This is a genomic window from Pseudomonas neuropathica (assembly GCF_051174785.1).
Lineage (GTDB): Bacteria > Pseudomonadota > Gammaproteobacteria > Pseudomonadales > Pseudomonadaceae > Aquipseudomonas > Aquipseudomonas neuropathica_A.
In genome coordinates this window covers 1782367-1805720 of the sequence record NZ_CP195111.1, presented here as the reverse complement: position 1 = coordinate 1805720, position 23354 = coordinate 1782367, and the positions used below count along the sequence as shown (strand labels likewise).

The following is a 23354-nucleotide window of genomic DNA, read 5'->3' as shown; positions in this document are numbered from 1 at the left end:
TTTGTACAGTTGTTTTCGGCCGGGATCAAACGCATTTTTTGATTTGCGCTAATTCGCCGCCTCCAACCAGACGGACGGTGCCTGCCCGAGGATCCGCCGGAACATTGTCGAGAACGCCGCCGGGCTCTCATAACCGAAGTCCAGCGCGATGCGCGTCACCGCCTCACCCGAGGCCAGTCGTGCCAGCGCCAGAACCACGCAGGCCTGCTGCCGCCATTGCCTGAAGCTCAATCCGGTCTGTTGCCGAAACATCCTGTTGAAGGTGCGCAAGCTTATGTGTAACTGCTCGGCCCACTGCTGTGGAGATTGATGGGCGTACGGCTGATGCAGAAAGGTCTGACACAGAGACAGGAGCTTTCCGTCAGTCGGTAGCGGAATGTGCAACGGCAGCGGCGCACTGCGCGTCAGTTCATGCAGCAACAAATCAATCAACACACCGTCGCGGCCGACCAAGTCATAGGTCAGCGGTAACTCCACGGCCTCCATCAGCAAATGCCGCATCAACGGCGACACACTGATCACCTGGCAGTGCTCGCCCAAATCCACTGCGCCGGGTTCGATGTACAAGCTGCGAGTGCTGACCCCAAGCATCAACACCTCATGCGCCACCCCCGGTGGAATCCACACCGCCCGCTGCGGCGGCACCACCCAGTTGCCGTCATGGGTGCTTACTTGCATCACACCAGTCGCGCCGTACAGCAACTGCGCCCGCCGATGCGTGTGAAAGGGCAGCCGGTGACCGTGGGAATAATCCGTACCGATCGCCACCACCGCGCGCGGCGTGTCATCCAGCAGATTGATCGAAACATTGCGCATCAGGCGTTTCCCCGTGGTTGGCGTAAACGCAAACATTATTGGCTGACTTGCTGAAGCAGGCCAAGCCACATCGCTCTATCGTCGACTGCTTTCCCCGACCGGACGCCTGACATGTTCTATTTACTGCTGACCCTCTTCGGCTGCCTGACTGGCATCACCGCCGTCCTGTTCGGCTTCGGCGGCGGCTTCGTTGTCGTGCCGCTGCTGTATCGCATGCTCACCGCCAGCCACGGCGCCAACGACCCGATCGGCCAATCGGCGATGCACATCGCCGTCGCCACTTCGACCTGCGTGATGATCGTCAACGCCCTGATCGCCACCGACAAACACCGACGCGCCGGCAATCTCATCCGTCATTACCTGTGGCCTTTGGGCGGGTTCATCGGCGTGGGTGCGGTCGTCGGCGCAATAGCCGCGGTGTGGGTCAGCGGCGAAGTGATTCGTTACGCGTTCATCGGCTACCTCGGCGTGACCATTGTCGATTGCCTGCTGAGGCGCGGCTTCCTCACTCAGAACGCAGACGTCATCCCACGCCGACTTGGCGCTACGGAAACTTCCGCAGGCGGTGTAGGCATCGGCGCCATTGCGACGTTTCTCGGTGTAGGAGGCAGCGTCATGACTGTGCCGTTGTTGCGTCGGTGTGGACTGAGCATGTCGCAAGCAACGTCCATGGCCAACCCGTTGAGTGTGCCGGTGGCATTGGCCGGGACGCTGACGTACATGGCGTTGGCCGGGTTCAGTCAGGCTGAGTTGGGCGCGTGGTTTGTCGGGTATGTGGATTTGCTGGCATTTGCGGTGCTGACGGTCGGCTCGCTCATCGGGATTCGCTTGGCCGCGCCATGGGTCGGGCGGATACCGGATCGGCTGCATGCTTGGGTTTATATTGGTTTGCTGATTATCGTGCTGCTGTGCATTTCGCTTAAATGAACCATTGCCAGGTTACAGCGGAAGAAATCAAAATCGGTAATTGAGCGCCATACTCCAGCAACTACCAGAGAACCAGGATGTTGATCTTCAATTGCACCGAAGCCGCCAGCAAGTTTTTCAGCCGTGTTCACAAAGGCAAAAAGATTACGCCGGTGGACGCTAATCCGCCGTCCTCCATCATTGAAGATGATGAGTCGAACGGCGCTGACGAGCAGTGGCTGGTGCACGCGATAACGGTACAACGCAAGCATGTGTTGCTGGTCATTCACGTCCAGACCCGCTATTGCCTGATTTTCGCTGATGCGAAAAAGGCTGACACAGAAGACTTTGTTGATCGATTTGTGGATCGTTGGGTCAAGGGGATAGTGATCAACGCCCATCATCATGACCTCGGGCAGTGGCTTAACCCGGAGTTGATGTTGGCGCGGCTGAAACAGACTTGTGAGCATCAACGGTTCTATCGGCGTAGTCATCGCAGCGCGCAAAAACACATTGATGAGATTGCATGGATTTTCCAGGACAAGGTCGCCCATACGGGGTCTTTGCCACCGGATGAAATTACCGCGATGGTATTCGACGAGCAAATGAATGACACGCCCAGGAACAGCAAGGGCGCCAAGTCCTACTACTTTCCGGATGAGGAAATGGCGCTTCACTGGCTGCGTCACTACTGCTTTCTCGATGACGTCCAGCTTCATACTGCCAAGGAACGTCGCCAACAAATGGCTCGGGAAATAGCAGCCCTCGAGCACGAGGCCTGGCTTAAAAAGTACGAGCAAGAAAACTCTAATAGTTAAGCCGCCGCCATAATCCGCAGCGTATTTTTCAGCGCCGGCGCCTGTGTGCCGACGCGACCTCCGACTCCTTCAAGGATTGATTCATGCTCAAGGGACTGATGCGCTTGGCGCCATATGTCGCGGCGCTGTTCACACTGATTTCCACTGCCTATGCCGAAGATGGGCGGCGCGTATTTACGGGTACGCTGGGTAAGACACCGATTGTCGTGGAGCTGAATACCACACAGCCGGATGAAGTGACTGGGCGGTATTTCTACGAGAAATATCATCGCGATTTGCCTCTCAGCGGGGCGTTGCAGGACAGCACACTGACCCTGACCGAGGGTAACAATCGCTACGGCGACGACAAGCCGCTGCCGACGCTGAAATTGAAACACACTGCTGATGGCTGGCAGGGCGAATGGCAAAGTCCGCAGGGCAAGAAGTTACCGATGAAACTTGCCGAAGCCAAACTTCCAGCGCCGACATCAACGACTTTGCCTTTCATTGCCACACTGCCGAAGAGCGAACCCTACGAGTATCTGCGTTTACAGGGACTCAAGCTCAAGCCCGCGAAAACAGAAAGCTTCATGGGTTATAACCTGCAGTGGTGGGTCGAACCGGAATCGAAAATTTCGTTGTTCAGCGTCGCGTCCGGCTACCCGGCGCAAGATCAACTACGCATCAATCAGCTATTGCTTGAGCGACTTTGGCGAGAGGTCATTAGCTACCACGCCTGCATGCTGCAGGGTGGCGAAAATGCCGAGCAGTATCAGAGTGTCGCGCCCACGTTCCTGTCGCCGGACGTGGTCAGTCTGAATATCAATACCGGGTATGACTGTGGGGGCGCTCACCCCGATGTCAGTAACTCACCCATAAACCTCAATGTTCACACCGGCCAAGACATGAAGCTGCAAGACGTGTTGTGGGTTGGCGAGCGCGAGAATACTTCGACTGGAGTAAGCGCCAGCAATCAGAGCGATGTGTTGGCGCCGTGGCTGATCAAACAATTCACAACGCTGTATCCCAGCGAAATGAAGAAGCCAGCCGACGGTGATGAGGACAGCTGTGATTACACCGATGAAAATGTCTGGAGTATTTTGAATTGGCACTTCACTGCCAAGGGCATTTACCTGGGACCGTACTTCCCGCGCGTTCAACGTGGTTGCGATGAACCAGAGTGGTCGATCCTGCCGTACTCCCTCGTCAAACAACACCCCGGCGCCGTCAACCTGCAACTGCCCCAAGGCTAACGGTCACTCCAGACCCGGCGCTTCACGAATGATGAAGTGATCCAGGTTCTCGATATTGGCATTGAAGACCTCGAAAGGCTTTTCGGGGTTCTTCTTGCCGGGCACCTGCTTCAACTCCGGCGTCACCCCATAGAAGAAACAGAACAACGCCTTGTCGCTATCCACCGCATGCTTGATCTCCTCCAGAAACGCCTTGCGCTTGCGGTAGTTGTCGATCAGCTTCTTATTCAGATAAACACTGACTGGATAAGGCTTCTTCTTACTGTCCTCGGGCTTCTTAAACCAGACCTTATCCTCGAAATCGATACGAAAACTGGCACTGTGGAAGTCCTCGATCTTCTTGATCCGCCCCCAGTAAATCAGCCCCTTGTTGTCCGTCAGATACTCAACCTTCTTGAAGAACGAACTGTACGGCGCCGTATGCTCACCGACCTTCAACGGCATCCGCTTGAGTAACTCCTTGTCCCCGAAGTTCGAAACAAAACACTCCACCGGATGCGCAAACACACTGGTCTTATCCGGCGCCGACTCACGACTCGCTGACTCTTTACCACTGTCCGCCGCCACCCGCACCGGGTCATCGCGCAACACATCCGCCACCCCCGCTGGCGCGACAGGCTTGCGCACATACTCACGGCGGGTCAGCAACAACTCTGATGGGAAGTGTTCCTCACGACCGTCATCCGCCTCGCCATCCGCCGTCTCAACACCAGACGCTGAAGCCTTCAAACTCACATACGGACAACCCGCCACATGCTGCGTCGTGGGCAGATTCTTGAAGTGCGGCGTGCGCACGTAATTCACATTCTTGGCGTTGAACGTGCCCAACTCATTGGAAGCCTCGAACGCCGAACGACAGGCATCGTTGGGGCACTGGAAGTGTTCCTTCGCCGAGTCAAACGCCACCGTCTCATCGAAATTGAGATCGCGAACGTCATAGATCGACAACTTGTCGTCGAGGCTGAGGCAGTAGGCGAGATCGAATTTCATGGTGGGGCTCGGGTCCTTGAGTGGGGGAGGGGTATTAATAGCGGGAGGCGGCGCGGGTTGCACTGATTGTTTTCAGGATGATGCGGAATCTGTGGGAGCTAGCCTGCTGGCGATTCTCGGTACCAACACAATACCGAATCCAGCCACCCGCTCGGCAGCAACACGTTTCAATTGTGGTGAGGGGATTTATCCCCGATGGGCAGCGAAGCTGCCCCAAGGACTTTTGGCCACAAAAAAACCGCCGCTTGAAAACTCAAACAGCGGATTCTGAAACCATCAGCCTCCACGTAACAATCGTGAAGCCTTACGCCACCAGGACTCATGACGATTAAACGGATCATTCGCCAACAAACAAGGCATATCCCGCAACCGAATCCACGGCTCATCCTGCCAGTGCAACGTACTCAGCGACATTTGCGGCCAGCTCAAAACACTCAACGTCGGCCGCTCAATCGAGCGCGCCGTACGAGCATCACGCAGAGCAGGCACAACCTGATGCGTCAGCCACTCACGAAGCTGCCGATGCTCAGGACAGTAGTGATAGATCAGCAGTGCATACACACCCGACTCACTCACCATCATGTGGTCCTCAGCTTCGCCATAGGTCTCCACGCGCATCATCTGCTGCTGATCGGCGTCGAGTTTACGCAATTGGCGCTCATCAAGATGTTTACCCATCAACCGGCCCAGTTCATGGACACAGAACCACGCTTGGTTCTCAACCAGAAGGGCGTGCAGATGCGTTTTGTTACGGGTGAAACGAGTCGGGAGAAGTGGTTCAGACATGGTATGCCTCCTGACCTGGAAGCACGGGATTCGAACGGCGGGTACAGTGATTCACCTTCGTCATGAAGGTTGGATAGTCAGGCATTTCCATTTACCTCTGGCTGCTTTCTTAGGGCATTCGTTAGGGTGTCGGGAGCTAAGAAACCCACCAGAGACGGGCCGGACATATTCCCCTTTCGGGTCTTGTATTCGCCCACTCCCGACATAACGGGATTTTTCGCAGGCGTAGAGAAACCGCAGACGAAAAAAAGCCGCATGACTGTCGGGTGCGGAGAACCGCTCTGGTTTGTAGAGTTTCTTAGGCTCGGAGCTGAGGGTAGGGTTATCAGGGATCATCGTCAACTAGCGACTTTTCCTACCGTTCAGGATGCGAAACGAATTCTGGACAATGGCGCGGAGTAAATTATGCTGTATTTATATCCAGTATCTGGTCGCCGTTGTTCTTTACAGTTCTCCCAATCCGTGTAGCCATGACTGATCTGATGGAATACGGGAAATTTCATGTATTTTGAAGTTTTCAGGGCTAGAATGGTGACCATTCGTCACAGCTTTGACCCAGAGGAATTTCCGGCTCATGAATCTTTTTGAAACAGCATCTTTTGAATTTTTGAGCGAAACGACCTCGGATTCGTATGAGCCTGAACCCCATCCTGTTACCGACCTTGCGTTACTGCACAAGCTGCTGGAGATCTACGACCAAGGGCAGTTAGCCGAAATTCTCAACGATGTGAGCCCGAGTCACTGGTGCCGTGAAACCATCAATCGATGGATCAAGGGCAAGGCCTCGCCGAAGCTTTCCCACATTGAGTTCACTCGCCTCAAGGATCTTCTGCCTAAACGTTTGAATCATAAACCGTCATTCTCCTTTATTGACCTCTTTGCTGGTATCGGCGGCATCAGAAAAGGATTTGAAGCTATCGGCGGCGAGTGTCTGTTCACATCCGAATGGAACAAGTACGCGGTCAAAACCTACAAAGCGAATCACTTTTGCGATCCAGTTCGTCACCGCTTCAATCTCGATATCCGCTCGGTCACGCTTTCAGACAAACCCGAAATCAGCGACGAAGAAGCGTACAAGAACATTGATCGAGAAATTCCCGATCACGACGTCCTGTTGGCAGGTTTCCCGTGCCAGCCGTTCTCGCTAGCAGGTGTTTCCAAGAAGAACTCCTTGGGGCGTAAACATGGTTTTGAGTGTGAGACTCAAGGCACGCTATTTTTTGACGTGGCACGAATTATTGCTGCAAAACGGCCGGCTGCGTTTTTGCTTGAAAACGTGAAAAACCTCAAAAGCCATGACAAAGGCAATACGTTCCGGATCATTTGCGAAGCGCTGGATGAATTAGGTTATGAGGTTGCAGACGTTAATGCACCGAAAGGCTCAGATCCTAAGGTCATTGATGCTAAGCATTTTGTCCCTCAGCATCGTGAACGAATTGTGCTGGTCGGTTTCCGTCGTGACTTGAATGTTCACCAAGGATTCACTCTTAGCGACATCAGTAAGCTCATACCGAAGCACCGACCTAGCTTCGGTGATCTGCTTGATAAGGATGTGGACGAAAAATACATCCTTACTCCGAAGCTCTGGGACTACCTCTATCGATATGCCGAGAAACATCGCGAAAAGGGCAATGGTTTTGGCTTTGGTTTGACTCGTCCAAACGACGTTGCTCGTACGCTTTCGGCGAGATATCACAAGGATGGCTCGGAAATCTTGGTTGATCGTGGGTTCGTGGACACCTTGGACTTCAACAGTGACTTGAATCAGCTCAATCGCCCGCGCCGACTGACTCCACATGAGTGCTCGCGCCTGATGGGGTTCGACAAGCCTGGGGAAAGCAAATTTGTAATTCCTGTATCAGATACCCAAGCCTATCGTCAGTTTGGTAATTCGGTTGCCGTTCCTGTTTTTGAAGCAGTTGCACGTTTGATGAAAAGTCGAATTTTGGAGGCGAAATCAAAAATCGATTTTTCTAAGAAAAGTCAGTCGTAGTGTAAAAATTAGAGCGATTATGCTCGACAAATAACTATTTCGAAAAAGAATGGGGGGCGTAAATTGGCTGATGTAGTAGACACCGCCACCCGTTCAAAGATGATGGCTGGTATTAAAGGAAAGAATACAAAGCCTGAATTGGTGGTTCGTCGTTATTTGCACGGGATGGGGTACCGATTCAGGCTTCATGGAAAAGGTCTTCCGGGTAAGCCGGATATAGTACTTCCGGGTTATAAACTCGTAATTTTTGTGCATGGATGTTTTTGGCATAGACATTTTGATTGCGTATATTCAACATTGCCTAAAACAAGATCTGGTTTTTGGAATGATAAGCTTTCCAGTAATGTTGAAAGAGATAAACGTCATGTTATTCAATTGGAAAATGCAGGATGGAGAGTTATTACAATTTGGGAGTGTGGATTAAAACATTTTCCTGATCGATTGGATGAAATTATTCATCTGATTCGATCCGGTGTGGGAGTTATGGTTTGGCCAAGCTCACTTCCGAGAGTGAGGTAGTCAGCGATGAATAAAATAAAATAAATTTTGAAAAATAAAATAGATGTTTTTCGTAGTTGTAGTTAATAAATACTCGCATTTTTTAGGGGGCGCGTGTTGAAGCAGAATTTAAGGAAATATTTTACTGATGTTGGTGCGAAATATTTGACAAAAGTCGATGTGGGTAAGCAGCATGAAATTGGCTCAAATAATTTTACTTCCATTTTGGGAGATCCGAAAGATAAGAAAATTCCTTATAAAAGCACGCTTCTGTACTTGGATGATGAGACTGATTTTTCTGCAAGGGTTAACTGTGATTTAACTTGGTATGATACTAGGCTAGAGCAAAAGCATAGAAGCTCCGAGTTTCGGTTGTACTATAAAACGAATATTGTTTCCGAGCGTATGAAACAAGGCGATTTTTGTGTTGTAGCCCTCAAGTCCGATCGATCGTTGTTGGTTATATTTACTCCGCCGCAATCAACAATGGAACGACAAGTTAGATGGTTATTCGGGATAAGTGATCTTCCTGCAAGGGGGTTTAGTCTTGATGAAGTTGACGATCGTAGGATCAGCATCGCAGAGGCGACGATTCTCGAGGAGCTAGGAGTTGAAGTTAGGCGTGATGATGAAAATTGGTTGGATAGGATTGTAGGCCAGTTTGGCGGCGTTTTTCCTAATACTATGCTTTTTAGCAATTTCGCCCGTCAAACTTGTCCTGACTCATTCTCACCTATAGTCGAACCTGATGCGGCTCTGATGGCATGGATTGAACACGAGGAAATGCTTTTTCGTACACTGGAACGACAGATTGTACAGAGGCAGTTGGACATAGGTTTTGAAAGTGTTGATCATTTTATTAAATTTTCATTGAGTGTTCAGAATAGAAGGAAGTCGCGTATAGGTTATGCGCTAGAACACCATTTGGCGGAGATTTTTTCTGCTAGAAAGCTTCCATTTGGACGGCAAGTGGTTACCGAAAATCGCTCAACAGTTGATTTTGTCTTTCCTGGGCAAAACGAATATTCTGATTTTGATTATCCGGACAGTAAGCTTATTATGCTGGCCGCTAAATCTACTTGTAAAGATCGCTGGAGGCAGGTGCTTGTGGAAGCGGCGCGTATTAAATCAAAGCATCTGTTAACGCTTGAGCCTGCTATCAGCCCACATCAAACAAATGAGATGAAGGCGCACGGATTGCAGTTGGTCGTACCGCGTGCCTTGAAGGCTACATATACATTAAACCAGCAGCGCTGGGTTTTGGATTTTGAAAGTTATCTTGATATCTGTGAGGCGCTTTTAACTGAATTTTGATTTTTTTCTACTTATCAGAAAATTGTGTTTTGGAAGGGGTTGATGTCCTGGGTTTTGTAAGTGGGGCTATTTTATAAGGTTAAGCCATAGCAGATGTTGAGGTTTTCCAAGACATCAGTTAAGTCTAGCCTGAGCTCTTCGAATTTAATAAGCTTTATGCCAGTTGTAAGTGATCTTAATCCGTGATACGTGCTCTTCTTGCGTTTCGTCGCGTGTTTTTGAAGTGTGGATTATTCGGATGGTGTAATGTTGCTCATTGAGAACTTTTGAGATCTCGAAAGTATCTCCTTCGCGTGCATCCACCTCTCGAAAATATTTAGTTAAATAAGTAATTCGATATTCGTTTCGAGTACCACCATCATCGTGCAAGCGGTTGTTGTAGTAAATAAATCGTAGCTTTCGCACTATATCCACTTCGTCTAGACATTCGATCCATGCGTCAGGGTTCTTAATGGCTGGGTCAAGTTGTGGGAGGAACTCTAGTAGTTCACGTTCGGATTTTGGAATAAGTATTCCTCCTTGATGACCACCGGTTGCACCTACATCGTTGGCACTCAGGATTTTTCTGAAAGAAGTTTTTTTCATATTTTTCTCGGTGTAATTTCAAGGGCCCGTTTTAAGTCGGTCTCATATCGTGACGAAATTGGTATGATTTCGTTTGCCAACTCACTCTTCCAAGAAGAGCGATCAATCATTACTTCTTCCACGGTGTCTTTATAAAAAAGTCGATAAATAGTAACCGGCTGAGTTTGACCTCGGCGATGTGCTCTTGCACTTGCTTGAGCCTCTAGTGCTGGGTTCCAGACAGGGGTGAAATGGATAACCACAGTGGCAGCAGTGATATTTAGTCCAGCTCCTGCGGCTCGAGGATTTAGCACTAAGCATCCAGGGCCAGGATGTCTGGAAAAGTCGTCAATTATTGCTTGACGCTCGTTTGGAGGGGTCGAGCCATTAATCGCGCCCCAGTAGATATCCGGATAATTAGGAAGGGCCCTCCTCAGTAGATCTCCGACCTGATTAAAAAGGGCGAATACGATCACTTTTTTCTTATTATAGAACGCCTCTTTTAGAAGTGTTACCGCGCGCTCCATTTTTGTGGTTATTAACGGGAAGGCGTCTTTAGGTACTATTTGCGCGGTTTCCCCGGTGATGTCGCTTTCAACAATGCAACTTAACCATGGATGGGCGCAAACTAGTTGTAGCTGAAGCGTTGCAACTAAAGCCCCTGCAACAGGATACTTGGCGAGAGCTATGTTTCGCACTTGTAAGTAACGATCAGTAAGCTGGGGGTCTAATTCAAGAGGTACATCAATGTCTATCCTCTCAGGTAAATCGCCAGCAACATCCGCTACTCTGCGTTTGAGAATCACTGGATCTGTGAAGGTCCTAATCGCATGTGCAGATTCGATAGTGTCGGAATAAGCATGTTCGAAATCACTGCGGGAGCCAAGTATACCTGGGATGGCGAAGTCAGTCAGTGACCATAGATCAAGCAAACTATTTTCCACAGGGGTCCCAGTCATCGGTATGACTCTACGCCGTGGAATTTCTACCATAGCTCGACGACGGTTTGAATCGGGATTTTTAATCGCTTGCGCTTCGTCGCAGATTACCCAAGACCATTCGAAAGATGAAAATATCGAAATGTCGTTGACAATCGTGTCGTAAGTTGCGATTACAATATTGGTTTTTTGAAGTTCGCGAGGTATTCCTGCTCTGTCGGGGCCACGATGCACCATTACTGTTAAATTGGTGGCAAAGCGCGAAAACTCTCTTACCCAGTTAGCTATTAAGCTGGTTGGGCATGCAACAAGAGCTGGAGCTTCTTTTTTTGGCGGGGAAATCAATAACAGTGCAATGATCTGAAGAGTTTTTCCGAGGCCCATCTCATCAGCGAGAATTACTCCTCCGGTGTGGTTGATGGTTTCCCACATCCAACGGACGCCGCGTGCTTGATAAGGAAACAGTGTTGCAGTGAGACCTGGGATGACAATGGTACCGGGGAGGTCATTTGCAGCAAGTTGGCCAGCTATGAGAAAACGTTCGCTGGGTTCGGCGCGCAGGGTAGAAGATTCATCACGCAATAGTCTAATCGCTTCACTATAAGATAAGTTATCAGGATCTGCTCCATTTAGGGTCTCAACAAATAGCCGAGCTATATCAAGTGGAAGTGGCCGAAAAGTTCTACCATCCAATACCCATGCATGACGACAACTCGATGATACGTAAATATTTTTGACGCCTTTTTGTAAACGAATACCAGCTAGCCGTGAAACTATCCGCTCATCATTTTTGTCAATTATGATGACGGGATCAATGATTCGTTCTGAAATGCTATAGCCGGCTGGTAATTTCGCCTTTAGGTCATCAAAATTTTCAGGTAAGTTGACAATATTATCCACGATCTAAGTCCATGAGTTTACGAAGTTCATCAATGGTAATCGGGGTCGGGCGCCTTGTATGTACAGCGCGATGGCAGTTTGGGCAAAGCGGTACCAAATCAGTTAAGGGGTTATAGGCGTGTGGTTTTTCTAGTGATGCTAATGGCTCGAGGTGGTGGACTTCAATAGTTGATCCAGCAACACCGTATTTTTTCTTCAGGTCTAGGGAGCACGCCACACATCGCTCCCCGTGAATTCGTATACATAAAAGCCTATTTCTTGGATTTCTTTCTCTTCTTTTTATGACTGATTGCAGGATGGCGCCTTCGAAAACAGGAGTATCCTCGCTAATCTTCTCTTCAACAACGTCATATCCTATGAGCTCGGCCATTGCGGCCATCATTGGCACTATAACTTCTCGGCACGTGGTGACTACCGCAGTATCCTCATTTGGATATTCTAAATCACGGATCTTCGCGGTTATCTGGAATGCACCATCCGAAACATTCCATTTTTCAGGTGACCCTCCAAGAATATCTAGTTCCACATTTTTTCGAATTGACGTCACTAAGGCCCGGGCAAGCTGAACATCCTCGTCCGAGGCTTGTTTAATCTGCTGAAGAATCTCTCCGGAAAAGTTACCGAATGTTAGATCCACGCGGTGCCCCTTTAATCCAAAAGGGCGAAGTTCAGCAGTCGGACCATGTCCCTCGTCCAAGTCACCAAACCAGATTCGGAGCCCGGTTCGAAGACCACTGCGATTAACTGCAACCGAAATTGCAGCCCCGGTTCCTTCCTGCAGTTCTTGCAGAATTAACTCCTGTTTTTCAGCGATCATTTCAATCTTCTTCACTATCAGACAAATCGGTCGGCTCTGGGTCAGGAACTTTGCGCAGTAATTTTCGGAGGTTGTTGGATATTTCAGTTCGAATATCTTCGAAGATAGGCTCCAGCTCTTCATTTGTGTTGTTCTGTTCCGCAACAGAAAATGCCCACAAGAGCAGATCCATACCCTCTACGGCATAGCCGTTTGCAGCTGCGCGTTGATAGATTTTTAGATAGAAATCATGATGTTTATTGAGAAGAACTGCAGGAGCATGATTGCTGTCACCAGTGCTGCGAAGTGCTGGTTGCCAAAGTTCCCCGGAGGTAATCTCCTCCACGGCCTCAACAAAAACCGTATCAGCGTTTACATGACTTTGTATTGGAACCTTTAATTTGATTTTTTGCCCCATATTATTTGAGACAATTGCAGATTGTGTATTTTGATCAACCGAGTCTACTTGTGGCTTTTCAGCATTTCCTGTATCTGCGATGTTTTTGTTGGCAGAGGTGTGATCGATCGATTGAGTATTCACATACTCACGATTCTTTCTGCGATAACGTAACTTTGCTTCGCGGTGATAAGGGGTAAGCATTTGCTTTAGGAAGGCCGCCAAGTCCGGATGAAAGAGAATTCGGGACTTCTTCACGTCTATATGGAAGACCTCATCCAACTCATGGCCAAAGTCGAACTCAATGCGGAATAGTGAGCTATGTGGCTCTATTACTCCTAAAACCTCCATCCAGCCACCATCTTGGATTAAACGTCCTTCCCGATAGATATAGAACCCTTGGGAGCGGTTGGTGATACGTGCGCAATCTTCATTTTCTTTGTCCGTCATGTCGTTCTTGTGCGGAAGAATCCATGCACGGATATTAGCCTTTTCCTCCGTTCCGTCTGGGAGTTCTAACAGAAGACTCTGCTGCTTTTCGGTGAGAACCTGCTCGGATCGTGCAGGGTAGAACGGATTCCATGCCTGAACGGGTATCTGGTTGATAAGGATTTCGATGTTGCGCTCGCGAGCATCGCTTTTGTCCAAGAAACGGTGGTAAACAAGTGAGAAGTGTTTGGCAAGGCTATCAGAAAGCCTATCAATAGCCTTTTTCTCTCGGGTACCACCAGGCTCATACGTTTTGGTCAATAGTCTGTCGCATTTCTCCCAAATCAAGAGCGTTCCTTTGTCGCCGCATAGCTCATCAAATATTTCTAATTCATCTGATGTAACCGGCTCACGAAGCATTTCCCACTTTTTTTCGTCCGCGACATGTTCTAGGTCCCAAGCCAGCTTTACGAGCTCATCTTCTGGATTTTTACGCGAGATAAGTGAGTATTTGAGACACACTGAACTCGACGCGGTTTTTAGCCCCAAGCCGAATTTTCCTAAGCTCTCGAGGTTTTCACGCTCAGTGGCTCCATAGCGGAGAGCCCCATGAACACCTAAAGCATCCATCCCCTCGCCGTTGTCGCCGAAATAGACGCGCTTACTACCGTCAGTGCGTAATTCAATTTGGATATTGATCTGATCAGCGTTAGCTGCAATCGAGTTATCGATTATGTCTGCTGCAGCAGTCTTAACGTTGTAGCCGGTATCGCGGAGACCGAAGATGAGCCGTTTAGCATCTGGCTCATTGATGAGGTCGTTCATGGTAACGGGTTCGTTCATGAGGTGGTCCAAATTGAAATCCTTCCATTGTTCGTTGACGTCATGGCTCGACTCCTTCCGTTCGGCTAGGGGCTTTCCACGGGTGGTTCACTCGATCATAAATGTCTTTTGGCCATCATGCGAACTCTTCTTCGGGAGGGTTATTCGCAATCGATTTCTCATTGAGAAAAAATTTCTACATTGGTAATTATTGTCAACTCTTGGACGATCCCTACTAACGTGAGGGGGTATTTAGCTTTAGCGGTAGCGAGATAGGGTGATTGAGTAGTCCAGTTTTGGTTTGGCTAGATTCTGGGTATTCAAATGTGGAATAGTTTCGGCTGCTTATGCAGCACCAGCGTCGCTGTTGATAATTTGATTAAGCTTTGGTTTCCAAATATTAGATTCGTATCAGCGGATTTTAGTGGGTTTTTGGAGTTCGGTTGCTAAGGCGTGGATCTCGGGTGTATTGCTTCGCATAGAGTAATTGGGACTGAGATATTAAAAGCAAAAAAGCCCTGAACATTGTTCAGGGCTTTTTTGATATTCAATTTGCTATTTAGGTTGCTAGTCACGGCTCAGGAATCAATCCCAGCTCAACGCCCCACCAGTCTGATACTCAATAACTCTCGTCTCAAAGAAATTCTTCTCTTTCTTCAAGTCCATAATCTCGCTCATCCAAGGGAACGGGTTAGTCGTCCCTGGGTACTCTTCCTTCAAACCAATCTGGCTCAAACGACGGTTAGCGATGAACTTCAGATAGTCCTCCATCATCGCCGCATTCATGCCCAGTACGCCGCGAGGCATGGTGTCACGTGCGTATTCGATCTCCAGCTGCGTACCCTGCAGAATCATCTGGGTCGCTTCTTCCTTCATTTCGGCATCCCACAGGTGTGGGTTTTCGATTTTGATCTGGTTGATCACGTCGATGCCGAAGTTCAGGTGCATGGATTCGTCGCGCAGGATGTATTGGAACTGCTCGGCGACGCCGGTCATTTTGTTGCGGCGGCCCATGGAGAGGATTTGGGTGAAGCCGCAGTAGAAGAAGATGCCTTCCAGAACGCAGTAGTAGGCGATCAGGTTGCGCAGCAGTTCTTTGTCGGTGTCCGGGGTGCCGGTTTCGAACTTCGGATCGGAGATCGAGCGGGTGTATTTGAGGCCCCAGGCTGCCTTTTTAGCGACCGATGGGATCTCGTGGTACATGTTGAAGATCTCGCCTTCATCCATGGCCAGCGATTCGATGCAGTACTGGTAGGCGTGGGTGTGGATCGCCTCTTCGAAAGCCTGGCGCAGGATGTACTGGCGGCATTCCGGGTTGGTGATCAGGCGGTACACGGCCAGGACCAGGTTGTTGGCAACCAGGGAGTCGGCGGTGGAGAAGAAGCCGAGGTTGCGCATGACGATGCGGCGCTCGTCGTCGGTCAGGCCTTCCGGGTCTTTCCAGAGGGCGATGTCGGCGGTCATGTTGACTTCTTGCGGCATCCAGTGGTTTGCGCAACCGTCCAGATACTTCTGCCAGGCCCAGTCGTACTTGAATGGCACGAGTTGGTTGAGGTCGGCGCGGCAGTTGATCATGCGCTTTTCGTCAACGGCGACACGGGCGGAGGCGCCTTCGAGTTCGGCGAGGCCTTCGGCGACGTCGAGGGAGTTCAGTGCAGCCTTGGCGCGGGCGACAGCGGCGGAGTCGTCGGCGGTCACGGCGCGGGCTTCCAGCGCTGCGGCGCCGCCGGCGTTGTCGAGGCGGTCCATGTTGGCTTCAGTAGCGTGGCCGGCGTTGGCGCCTTTCACTGCTGCTACTTCACTGTCTTCTTTGTCGAATTCGTCCCAGCTCAGCATGACGTGTCGTCTCCTGCGTGAGGGCCTGTGCCCGTGTGAAACCTGATTGGTTGGTTTTTCACACGGTCGTACAGACCGCGTTGGATGTCGTTTTTTGCAGCGATGCACGCAGGCAAATAAACAGAAATTTTGACGGGTTCCGAGAGCCTCTGATGGGCGCAATCAGCGTTGAACGCTGCTGCAGGGCTTCAGAATGGCTTTTGCTCCCTGTAAGGGAATATTGCTGACCCGTATGGGGCGGCATTATAGGGAAAAAAACACGGCTGTGCTGAGGCGAATCCGCGCATGGAGCGGTCGAGGAGGGTGGTTTTTCGATGAGAGTGAGGGTTTACAGGGCTTTGCCGGGGATAGATTTTTTTTCGTAAAAATCTCGCCATTGTGAATTTGCTCAAAAAACGAACAAAAAAACCGATTTTTCACTACATCTAGTGTTTTGCAAGCATTTTTGACGACTTCAAACACAACTGAGCCCGACCGAAGTCGGGCTGGAATCGACCCTCAATGAAGCGCTGAGAGATCCAATTCGGTGCAGTCTCGAATCATCAATTGGTGCAGCCGTTGCCCATGACGCTGTAACGCAGGATGTGGCGCTGACCTTTGGAGTCGTCGTACTCCATTTTTGCCGGTACTACTTCGCAGACATTCGGAATTTCACTCATCGATACGACGTTGGCGATGTCCAGGTGAGTGGAGTAAGTGTATTCCTCGATAACCGGTTGTTGCTGCGCGACATCAGTCGGAACCTCATCTGCCATGGCGGTTGCGCACAGACTGCTGAGGGCCAGAACCAATAAAGCTTTCATTTCTAATTCACCTTTTTGAGGTCGAGTGGGGTCACGCAACCTTTTTAGGGTTGCGTGTGGAGCTTGAGTATTTGATGCGTTACTTGGAGAGCTGGATTAACGGCCTTCGTGGGGGCTGTAACGTTGTTAATCGCGTTTGCCTTGTTGGCGAGGTGAATTTTAGGGAGAAGGGGCGGGGGTAAACAGAGCGGGTTTTGATAAACACCTTTGGCAGATTTGGTAACAATCCCCGAAATCCCCCCTCAATCCCTATGTAGGAGCTGCCGAAGGCTCGGGCCGCGTTCGGACGATCTTTTGATCTTGCACCTAAAGATCAAAGTCAAAAGATCGCAGCCTTCGGCAGCTCCTACACAGGGCTCGGCTGGTGGGCGAGGGCTTGTTACTACCATCGTCGAATGGTTCTATGGCCCCCGCCCCGTTACAACAGGGTCATACAAAAACAACTATTACACCGAGGTAGGAAAGATGAGTGCGGCTTCTCTGTATCCCGTTCGTCCCGAGGTTCTGGCTAACACGCTGACTGACGAGGCGACCTACAAAGCCATGTACCAGCAGTCGGTCGTCAACCCTGACGGCTTCTGGCGCGAGCAAGCTCAGCGTCTCGACTGGATCAAGCCTTTCACCACGGTGAAACAGACGTCGTTCGACGATCACCATGTCGACATCAAGTGGTTTGCCGACGGCACCCTGAACGTTTCCTACAACTGCCTCGACCGTCATCTGGCCGAGCGCGGCGATCAAGTCGCGATCATCTGGGAAGGCGACGACCCTTCCGAAAGCCGCAATATCACTTACCGCGAACTGCACGAACAAGTCTGCAAACTGGCCAACGCCCTGCGTGGTCAGGACGTGCACCGCGGCGACGTGGTGACCATTTATATGCCGATGATTCCCGAAGCCGTGGTCGCCATGCTGGCCTGCACCCGGATCGGCGCGATTCACTCGGTGGTGTTCGGCGGTTTCTCGCCGGAAGCCCTGGCCGGTCGCATCATCGACTGCAAATCGAAAGTGGTGATCACCGCTGACGAAGGCATTCGCGCCGGCAAGAAGATTTCCCTCAAGGCCAACGTCGATGACGCGCTGACCAATCCGGAAACCAGCAGCATCCAGAAAGTCATCGTCTGCAAGCGCACCGGTGGCGACATCAAGTGGAACCAGCATCGCGACATCTGGTACGAAGACCTGATGAAAGTGGCGGGCACCGTTTGCGCGCCGAAAGAGATGGGCGCCGAAGAAGCGCTGTTCATCCTTTATACCTCCGGCTCGACCGGCAAGCCGAAGGGCGTGCAGCACACCACCGGCGGTTATCTGCTGTATGCGGCGATGACCCACGAGCGCGTGTTCGACTACCGTCCGGGCGAAGTCTACTGGTGCACCGCCGACGTCGGCTGGGTCACTGGCCACAGTTACATTGTCTACGGCCCGCTGGCCAATGGCGCGACCACCCTGCTGTTCGAAGGCGTGCCGAACTATCCGGACATCACCCGGGTGGCGAAGATCGTCGACAAGCACAAGGTCAACATCCTCTACACCGCACCGACCGCGATCCGCGCGATGATGGCCTCGGGTCAGGCTGCGGTTGAAGGCGCGGATGGCAGCAGCCTGCGTCTGCTCGGTTCCGTGGGTGAGCCGATCAACCCGGAAGCCTGGGATTGGTACTACAAGAATGTCGGCAAGTCGCGTTGCCCGATCGTCGATACCTGGTGGCAGACCGAAACCGGCGGCAACATGATGAGCCCGCTGCCGGGTGCGCACGCGCTGAAGCCGGGTTCGGCGGCGCGTCCGTTCTTCGGTGTGGTGCCGGCGCTGGTCGACAACCTCGGTAACATCATCGAGGGCGAGGCTGAAGGCAATCTGGTGATTCTCGATTCGTGGCCTGGTCAGGCCCGTACGCTGTACGGCGATCACGATCGTTTCGTCGATACCTACTTCAAGACCTTCCGTGGCATGTACTTCACCGGTGACGGCGCGCGCCGTGATGCCGATGGATACTACTGGATCACCGGGCGTGTCGATGACGTGCTCAACGTGTCGGGCCACCGCATGGGTACGGCGGAGATTGAGAGCGCGATGGTTGCTCACCCTAAAGTCGCTGAGGCGGCGGTGGTGGGTGTGCCGCATGACATCAAGGGGCAGGGCATTTATGTCTATGTCACCTTGAAGAATGGCGAGGAACCGACCGAGCAGTTGCGCTTGGAGTTGAAAAACTGGGTGCGCAAAGAGATCGGGCCGATTGCTTCGCCGGACGTGATCCAGTGGGCGCCGGGGCTGCCGAAGACGCGCTCGGGCAAGATCATGCGCCGCATTCTGCGCAAGATTGCCACGGCGGAATACGATGGGTTGGGGGATATCTCGACCTTGGCGGATCCGGGTGTGGTGCAGCATTTGATTGATACGCACAAGACCATGAATGTTGCTTAAGTAGCAGGTCTGAAAAAAGAAGGCCCCGTCCGGTGTATTCCGGGCGGGGCTTTTTTGTGTCTGGACGTTCTGTGGTGGCTGGGCGGGCCTCTTCGCGAGCAGGCTCGCTCCCACAGGGGGAGCGCATTCTGTCTGAAGGAACACGGTCATTAATGTGGGAGCGAGCCTGCTCGCGAAGGCAATTTGTCAGACGCCGGTGTAGTCCGCTGTCGGAACGAGGACTCACCCGACCAATAATTATCGATCTCCCCCGTAAGGCATTTCCCGCTGTTACCCGCTGTCTTCCACGTAACCGAATGTGTAACCGCCCGCCCCGGAGCGGGGCAAAGGGAAACGCATCGCCCCGTTTTAGAGCCTCGAAACCCCTGGTGAAAAATAAGACACAACGCTGCGCTTGCCGGATTAGAAGGGTTTGCGAATAATAGGCCCGCAATTTGCAGCATAGATCGGTTCACTGTCTTTCGCTCTTGCATGAAATTGCAGGGCTGTCAATGTGCCAAAGTCGCTTTCTCTGTGCATCTGTAATTAGTTGTCGCATTGAAGAAATATCGGCTTCGGGCCTGTCGTTAGAATGCCGATCACTCGCTCATCGTGGCTGACGTTGAAACCTCCGACGGTTTCGACGGGAAATTTCCCACCGATGCAGCAACCGATTTCCCGATTCACCCATTCGCATATTGGGCTGTCGCTCACTCTGCCGTTTTTGCCCTTTACCGATGGAGTCCCAAGATGAAGAAACTTGTGCTGCTTGGCGCCCTGGCACTGTCCGTGCTGTCGATGAACGCCTTCGCTGACGAAAAACCTCTGAAGATCGGTATCGAAGCGGCTTACCCTCCGTTCGCTTCGAAAGCACCGGATGGCAGTATCGTCGGTTTCGACTACGACATCGGCAACGCCCTGTGCGAGCAGATGCAGGTCAAGTGTGTATGGGTCGAGCAAGAGTTCGACGGTCTGATCCCGGCACTGAAAGTGCGCAAGATCGACGCGATCCTGTCGTCGATGTCGATCACTGAAGATCGCAAGAAGTCGGTCGACTTCACCAACAAGTACTACAACACCCCGGCACGTCTGGTCATGAAGGCCGGTACTCAGGTCAGCGAAGGTCTGGCTGAGCTGAAGGGCAAGAACATCGGCGTGCAACGTGGTTCGATCCACGAGCGTTTCGCCCGCGAAGTTCTGGCGCCACTGGGTGCCGAGATCAAGCCGTACGGCTCGCAGAACGAAATCTACCTCGACGTGGCTGCTGGCCGTCTCGACGGTACCGTGGCTGACGCCACCCTGCTGGACGACGGTTTCCTGAAAACCGACGCCGGTAAAGGCTTCGCGTTCGTCGGTCCTGCGTTCACCGACGTCAAATACTTCGGCGACGGCGTAGGCATCGCAGTGCGCAAGGGCGATGCCCTGAAAGACAAGATCAACGCTGCCATCACGGCCATCCGCGAAAACGGCAAATACAAAGCTATCCAGGACAAATACTTCGCCTTCGATATCTACGGCAAGTAACACGTCTCTGCGACAAGTCCGAAATGGCGCAAGCAACAGGATCTCTGCGGTTTGCGCCATTTTTTCATCCCAACTTTCGAGGACCTGAATCATGTTGAAAGGCTACGGGGCTGTCATCCTCGATGGCGCATGGCTGACGCTTCAGCTCGCCTTGTCGTCCATGGCTCTGGCCATCGTTCTCGGGCTGATCGGTGTCGCGTTGCGCCTGTCGCCGGTGCGCTGGCTGGCCTGGCTGGGCGATCTGTATTCCACGGTGATCCGCGGGATTCCCGATCTGGTGCTGATCCTGCTGATCTTTTACGGCGGCCAGGACTTGCTCAACCGCGTCGCACCGATGCTCGGCTATGACGACTACATCGATCTGAATCCGCTGGCCGCCGGTATCGGCACCCTCGGTTTCATCTTCGGTGCGTATCTGTCGGAAACCTTCCGTGGCGCGTTCATGGCGATCCCTAAAGGTCAGGCCGAAGCGGGCATGGCGTACGGCATGAGCAGTTTTCAGGTGTTCTTCCGGGTGATGGTGCCGCAGATGATTCGTCTGGCGATTCCGGGCTTCACCAACAACTGGCTGGTACTGACCAAGGCGACCGCGCTGATTTCCGTGGTCGGTCTGCAAGACATGATGTTCAAGGCCAAGCAGGCGGCAGATGCCACTCGCGAGCCTTTCACCTTCTTCCTCGCAGTGGCGGCGATGTACCTGGTGATCACCAGTGTTTCGTTGCTGATCCTGCGTCAACTTGAGAAGCGCTACTCGGTAGGCGTAAGGGCGGCTGATCTATGATCTTCGACTACAACGTCATTTGGGAGGCCATGCCGCTGTACCTCGGCGGCCTGCTGACCACCCTCAAACTGCTCGCGCTGTCGCTGTTTTTCGGTCTGCTCGCGGCCCTGCCGCTGGGGTTGATGCGCGTCTCGAAGAACCCGATCGTCAACGGCGCCGCGTGGCTTTACACCTATGTGATCCGTGGCACGCCGATGCTGGTGCAACTGTTCCTGATCTACTACGGTCTGGCGCAGTTCGAAGCCGTACGCGAAAGCTTCCTCTGGCCGTGGCTGTCCAGCGCAACGTTCTGTGCGTGTCTGGCTTTCGCGGTCAACACCAGCGCCTACACAGCCGAGATCATCGCCGGCAGCCTCAAGGCCACGCCGAACGGTGAGATCGAAGCGGCCAAGGCCATGGGCATGTCGCGCTTCAAACTGTATAAGCGCATCCTGCTGCCATCGGCCCTGCGCCGGGCGCTGCCGCAGTACAGCAACGAAGTGATCATGATGCTGCAGACCACCAGTCTGGCGTCCATCGTGACCTTGATCGACATCACCGGCGCGGCGCGTACCGTCAACGCGCAGTTCTATCTGCCGTTCGAGGCATACATCACCGCTGGCGTGTTCTACCTGTGCCTGACGTTCATTCTGGTCAAGCTGTTCAAACTGGCCGAGCGTCGCTGGTTGAGCTACCTGGCCCCGCGGAAGCACTGATATGGAACGCATCGACCACGTATTGCCGTGGAGCCATCTGGGCAGCGAACGCAAGATTTCGGTGTTCCGCTTCGGGCATGGCGAGCGCAAGGCCTACATTCAGGCCAGCCTGCACGCTGACGAATTGCCGGGCATGCGCACCGCCTGGGAGCTGAAAAAGCGCCTCGGCGAACTCGAAGCCAAAGGCTTGCTCAACGGTGTCATCGAGCTGGTGCCGGTCGCCAACCCGTTGGGTCTCGGGCAATTGCTGCAAGGCAATCACCAAGGCCGTTTCGAAGCGGGCAGCGGCAAGAATTTCAACCGTGACTTCGTCGAGCTGAGCGCGCCGCTTGCGGCCGCATTGGCTGACAGTCTCGGTGATGATCCGCACGCCAATGTGCGCCTGATCCGTCAGGCCATGGCCGATCATCTGGCCGCATTGCCGGAGGCGAGCAGCCAGTTGCAAGGCATGCAGCGCGTGTTGCTCAGCCACGCTTGCATCGCCGATGTGGTGCTCGATTTGCACTGCGATGCCGAAGCCGCGCTGCACATGTACGCGTTGCCGCAGCACTGGCCGCAATGGCGTTCGCTGGCCGCGCATCTGAATGTGAAGGTCGGATTGCTGGCGGAAGATTCCGGCGGCAGCTCGTTCGATGAAGCCTGTTCGTTGCCATGGTTGCGTCTGTCGCGGCAGTTTCCTGATGCGCAGATTCCGCTGGCGTGTCTGGCGACCACGATTGAGCTGGGCGGTCAGGCCGATACCGGTCGCGCCGAGGCTGAAGCGTATGCTGAAGGCATTCTTGCCTTCCTCGCCGAGCAAGGCTTGATCACTGGCGAGTGGCCGAACCCGGCGCACGAAGCCTGTGAAGGCATGCCGTTCGAAGGCACCGAGTTGCTGTTCGCGCCGCACCCGGGCGTGGTGAGTTTTCTGCGCAAGCCCGGCGAGTGGGTCGAGGCCGGCGACGAGATTTTTGAAGTGATTGATCCTCTGTCCGATCGGGTCAGCGCGGTATGTGCTGGTACCTCCGGGGTGCTGTTTGCCATTGAACGGCTGCGTTATGCCCAACCCGGTTTCTGGCTGGCCAAGGTGGCGGGGCGCGAAGCGCTGCGTCACGGGCGCTTGCTCAACGACTGACT

The 23354-nt window shown here is 52.5% G+C and carries 20 protein-coding genes; 11 read left to right on the top strand and 9 right to left on the bottom strand.

Features of this window, described 5'->3' with window-relative positions; genetic code table 11:
* Positions 1 to 48: 48 nt before the first annotated feature.
* A complete protein-coding gene (locus tag ACRRSD_RS08180) occupies positions 49 to 816 on the bottom strand; it encodes an AraC family transcriptional regulator (protein WP_435037747.1) in 768 nt (255 codons plus the stop codon).
* Between the two features lie 111 nt (positions 817 to 927).
* On the opposite strand from ACRRSD_RS08180, the gene ACRRSD_RS08175 reads away from it, so the two are divergent.
* The 3 genes from ACRRSD_RS08175 to ACRRSD_RS08165 all read left to right on the top strand — a co-directional run bounded on the left by ACRRSD_RS08175 (position 928) and on the right by ACRRSD_RS08165 (position 3772).
* Positions 928 to 1743 carry a sulfite exporter TauE/SafE family protein gene (locus ACRRSD_RS08175; protein WP_435037746.1) on the top strand — a complete coding sequence of 272 codons (816 nt, stop codon included), beginning with the start codon at positions 928 to 930 and terminating at the stop codon, positions 1741 to 1743.
* A 77-nt stretch (positions 1744 to 1820) separates the two neighbouring features.
* A complete protein-coding gene (locus ACRRSD_RS08170; protein ID WP_435037745.1) occupies positions 1821 to 2540 on the top strand; it encodes a DUF6933 domain-containing protein in 720 nt (239 codons plus the stop codon).
* 83 nt (positions 2541 to 2623) lie between these two features.
* Positions 2624 to 3772: a hypothetical protein gene (locus tag ACRRSD_RS08165; protein WP_435037744.1), complete on the top strand. Its 1149-nt coding sequence runs from the start codon at positions 2624 to 2626 to the stop codon at positions 3770 to 3772.
* Positions 3773 to 3775: 3 nt separating this feature from the next.
* Here the strand turns inward: ACRRSD_RS08165 and ACRRSD_RS08160 are convergent, their stop codons facing one another.
* Positions 3776 to 4762 carry a hypothetical protein gene (locus ACRRSD_RS08160; RefSeq protein WP_435037743.1) on the bottom strand — a complete coding sequence of 329 codons (987 nt, stop codon included), beginning with the start codon at positions 4760 to 4762 and terminating at the stop codon, positions 3776 to 3778.
* A 276-nt stretch (positions 4763 to 5038) separates the two neighbouring features.
* On the bottom strand, positions 5039 to 5548 hold the full coding sequence (locus ACRRSD_RS08155) for a BRO-N domain-containing protein (protein ID WP_435037742.1): 510 nt from the start codon (positions 5546 to 5548) through the stop codon (positions 5039 to 5041).
* 574 nt (positions 5549 to 6122) lie between these two features.
* Here ACRRSD_RS08155 and dcm point away from each other — a divergent pair.
* The 3 genes from dcm (at position 6123) to ACRRSD_RS08140 (ending at position 9353) form a co-directional block, all read left to right on the top strand.
* Positions 6123 to 7541: a DNA (cytosine-5-)-methyltransferase gene (gene dcm, locus ACRRSD_RS08150; protein ID WP_435037741.1), complete on the top strand. Its 1419-nt coding sequence runs from the start codon at positions 6123 to 6125 to the stop codon at positions 7539 to 7541.
* Between the two features lie 63 nt (positions 7542 to 7604).
* Positions 7605 to 8060 carry a very short patch repair endonuclease gene (locus tag ACRRSD_RS08145; protein ID WP_435037740.1) on the top strand — a complete coding sequence of 152 codons (456 nt, stop codon included), beginning with the start codon at positions 7605 to 7607 and terminating at the stop codon, positions 8058 to 8060.
* Positions 8061 to 8156: 96 nt separating this feature from the next.
* Positions 8157 to 9353 carry a type II restriction endonuclease gene (locus ACRRSD_RS08140; protein WP_435037739.1) on the top strand — a complete coding sequence of 399 codons (1197 nt, stop codon included), beginning with the start codon at positions 8157 to 8159 and terminating at the stop codon, positions 9351 to 9353.
* A 144-nt stretch (positions 9354 to 9497) separates the two neighbouring features.
* Here ACRRSD_RS08140 and ACRRSD_RS08135 read toward each other — a convergent pair whose 3' ends face one another.
* From ACRRSD_RS08135 to ACRRSD_RS08110, 6 genes are all read right to left on the bottom strand, one after another.
* Entirely contained in the window at positions 9498 to 9938 is a 441-nt protein-coding gene (locus ACRRSD_RS08135) for an EcoRII N-terminal effector-binding domain-containing protein (RefSeq protein ID WP_435037738.1), read from the bottom strand.
* Positions 9935 to 11755: a DEAD/DEAH box helicase gene (locus ACRRSD_RS08130; RefSeq protein WP_435037737.1), complete on the bottom strand. Its 1821-nt coding sequence runs from the start codon at positions 11753 to 11755 to the stop codon at positions 9935 to 9937. The genes ACRRSD_RS08135 and ACRRSD_RS08130 overlap by 4 nt, the downstream gene beginning before the upstream one ends.
* The gene (locus ACRRSD_RS08125) at positions 11748 to 12572 is read right to left on the bottom strand and encodes an HNH endonuclease (RefSeq protein WP_435037736.1); all 825 of its coding nucleotides are present in this window, start codon (positions 12570 to 12572) and stop codon (positions 11748 to 11750) included. Before ACRRSD_RS08125 ends, ACRRSD_RS08130 begins: the two co-directional genes overlap by 8 nt.
* A 1-nt stretch (position 12573) precedes the next feature.
* Positions 12574 to 14202, bottom strand: coding sequence for an ATP-binding protein (locus ACRRSD_RS08120; protein ID WP_435037735.1), 1629 nt, complete (start codon positions 14200 to 14202; stop codon positions 12574 to 12576).
* 582 nt (positions 14203 to 14784) lie between these two features.
* On the bottom strand, positions 14785 to 16035 hold the full coding sequence (locus ACRRSD_RS08115) for a ribonucleotide-diphosphate reductase subunit beta (RefSeq protein ID WP_435037734.1): 1251 nt from the start codon (positions 16033 to 16035) through the stop codon (positions 14785 to 14787).
* Between the two features lie 542 nt (positions 16036 to 16577).
* Positions 16578 to 16838 (bottom strand): DUF2790 domain-containing protein, encoded by a 261-nt coding sequence (locus ACRRSD_RS08110; RefSeq protein WP_008084846.1) that lies wholly within the window; start codon positions 16836 to 16838, stop codon positions 16578 to 16580.
* A 465-nt stretch (positions 16839 to 17303) separates the two neighbouring features.
* Here ACRRSD_RS08110 and acs point away from each other — a divergent pair, with 465 nt between their 5' ends.
* From acs to ACRRSD_RS08085, 5 genes are all read left to right on the top strand, one after another.
* On the top strand, positions 17304 to 19259 hold the full coding sequence (acs, locus tag ACRRSD_RS08105) for an acetate--CoA ligase (RefSeq protein WP_034153332.1): 1956 nt from the start codon (positions 17304 to 17306) through the stop codon (positions 19257 to 19259).
* 729 nt (positions 19260 to 19988) lie between these two features.
* The gene (locus ACRRSD_RS08100) at positions 19989 to 20762 is read left to right on the top strand and encodes an ABC transporter substrate-binding protein (RefSeq protein ID WP_435037733.1); all 774 of its coding nucleotides are present in this window, start codon (positions 19989 to 19991) and stop codon (positions 20760 to 20762) included.
* Positions 20763 to 20853: 91 nt separating this feature from the next.
* Entirely contained in the window at positions 20854 to 21543 is a 690-nt protein-coding gene (locus ACRRSD_RS08095; protein ID WP_007912702.1) for an ABC transporter permease, read from the top strand.
* Positions 21540 to 22238, top strand: a complete 699-nt coding sequence (locus tag ACRRSD_RS08090; RefSeq protein WP_150652078.1) for an ABC transporter permease — start codon at positions 21540 to 21542, stop codon at positions 22236 to 22238. The genes ACRRSD_RS08095 and ACRRSD_RS08090 overlap by 4 nt, the downstream gene beginning before the upstream one ends.
* 1 nt (position 22239) lies before the next feature.
* Positions 22240 to 23352 (top strand): M14 family metallopeptidase, encoded by a 1113-nt coding sequence (locus ACRRSD_RS08085; RefSeq protein WP_435037732.1) that lies wholly within the window; start codon positions 22240 to 22242, stop codon positions 23350 to 23352.
* Positions 23353 to 23354 lie beyond the last annotated feature (2 nt).

Coding starts and splice junctions, on each gene's coding strand:
- ACRRSD_RS08160 (WP_435037743.1), bottom strand. CDS start 4,762: ATGAAATTCGATCTCGCCTACTGCCTCAGCCTCGACGACAAGTTGTCG.
- ACRRSD_RS08100 (WP_435037733.1), top strand. CDS start 19,989: ATGAAGAAACTTGTGCTGCTTGGCGCCCTGGCACTGTCCGTGCTGTCG.
- dcm (WP_435037741.1), top strand. CDS start 6,123: ATGAATCTTTTTGAAACAGCATCTTTTGAATTTTTGAGCGAAACGACC.
- ACRRSD_RS08120 (WP_435037735.1), bottom strand. CDS start 14,202: ATGAACGACCTCATCAATGAGCCAGATGCTAAACGGCTCATCTTCGGT.
- ACRRSD_RS08180 (WP_435037747.1), bottom strand. CDS start 816: ATGCGCAATGTTTCGATCAATCTGCTGGATGACACGCCGCGCGCGGTG.
- ACRRSD_RS08125 (WP_435037736.1), bottom strand. CDS start 12,572: ATGATCGCTGAAAAACAGGAGTTAATTCTGCAAGAACTGCAGGAAGGA.
- ACRRSD_RS08110 (WP_008084846.1), bottom strand. CDS start 16,838: ATGAAAGCTTTATTGGTTCTGGCCCTCAGCAGTCTGTGCGCAACCGCC.
- ACRRSD_RS08170 (WP_435037745.1), top strand. CDS start 1,821: ATGTTGATCTTCAATTGCACCGAAGCCGCCAGCAAGTTTTTCAGCCGT.
- ACRRSD_RS08095 (WP_007912702.1), top strand. CDS start 20,854: ATGTTGAAAGGCTACGGGGCTGTCATCCTCGATGGCGCATGGCTGACG.
- acs (WP_034153332.1), top strand. CDS start 17,304: ATGAGTGCGGCTTCTCTGTATCCCGTTCGTCCCGAGGTTCTGGCTAAC.
- ACRRSD_RS08155 (WP_435037742.1), bottom strand. CDS start 5,548: ATGTCTGAACCACTTCTCCCGACTCGTTTCACCCGTAACAAAACGCAT.
- ACRRSD_RS08175 (WP_435037746.1), top strand. CDS start 928: ATGTTCTATTTACTGCTGACCCTCTTCGGCTGCCTGACTGGCATCACC.
- ACRRSD_RS08135 (WP_435037738.1), bottom strand. CDS start 9,938: ATGAAAAAAACTTCTTTCAGAAAAATCCTGAGTGCCAACGATGTAGGT.
- ACRRSD_RS08085 (WP_435037732.1), top strand. CDS start 22,240: ATGGAACGCATCGACCACGTATTGCCGTGGAGCCATCTGGGCAGCGAA.
- ACRRSD_RS08090 (WP_150652078.1), top strand. CDS start 21,540: ATGATCTTCGACTACAACGTCATTTGGGAGGCCATGCCGCTGTACCTC.
- ACRRSD_RS08115 (WP_435037734.1), bottom strand. CDS start 16,035: ATGCTGAGCTGGGACGAATTCGACAAAGAAGACAGTGAAGTAGCAGCA.
- ACRRSD_RS08165 (WP_435037744.1), top strand. CDS start 2,624: ATGCTCAAGGGACTGATGCGCTTGGCGCCATATGTCGCGGCGCTGTTC.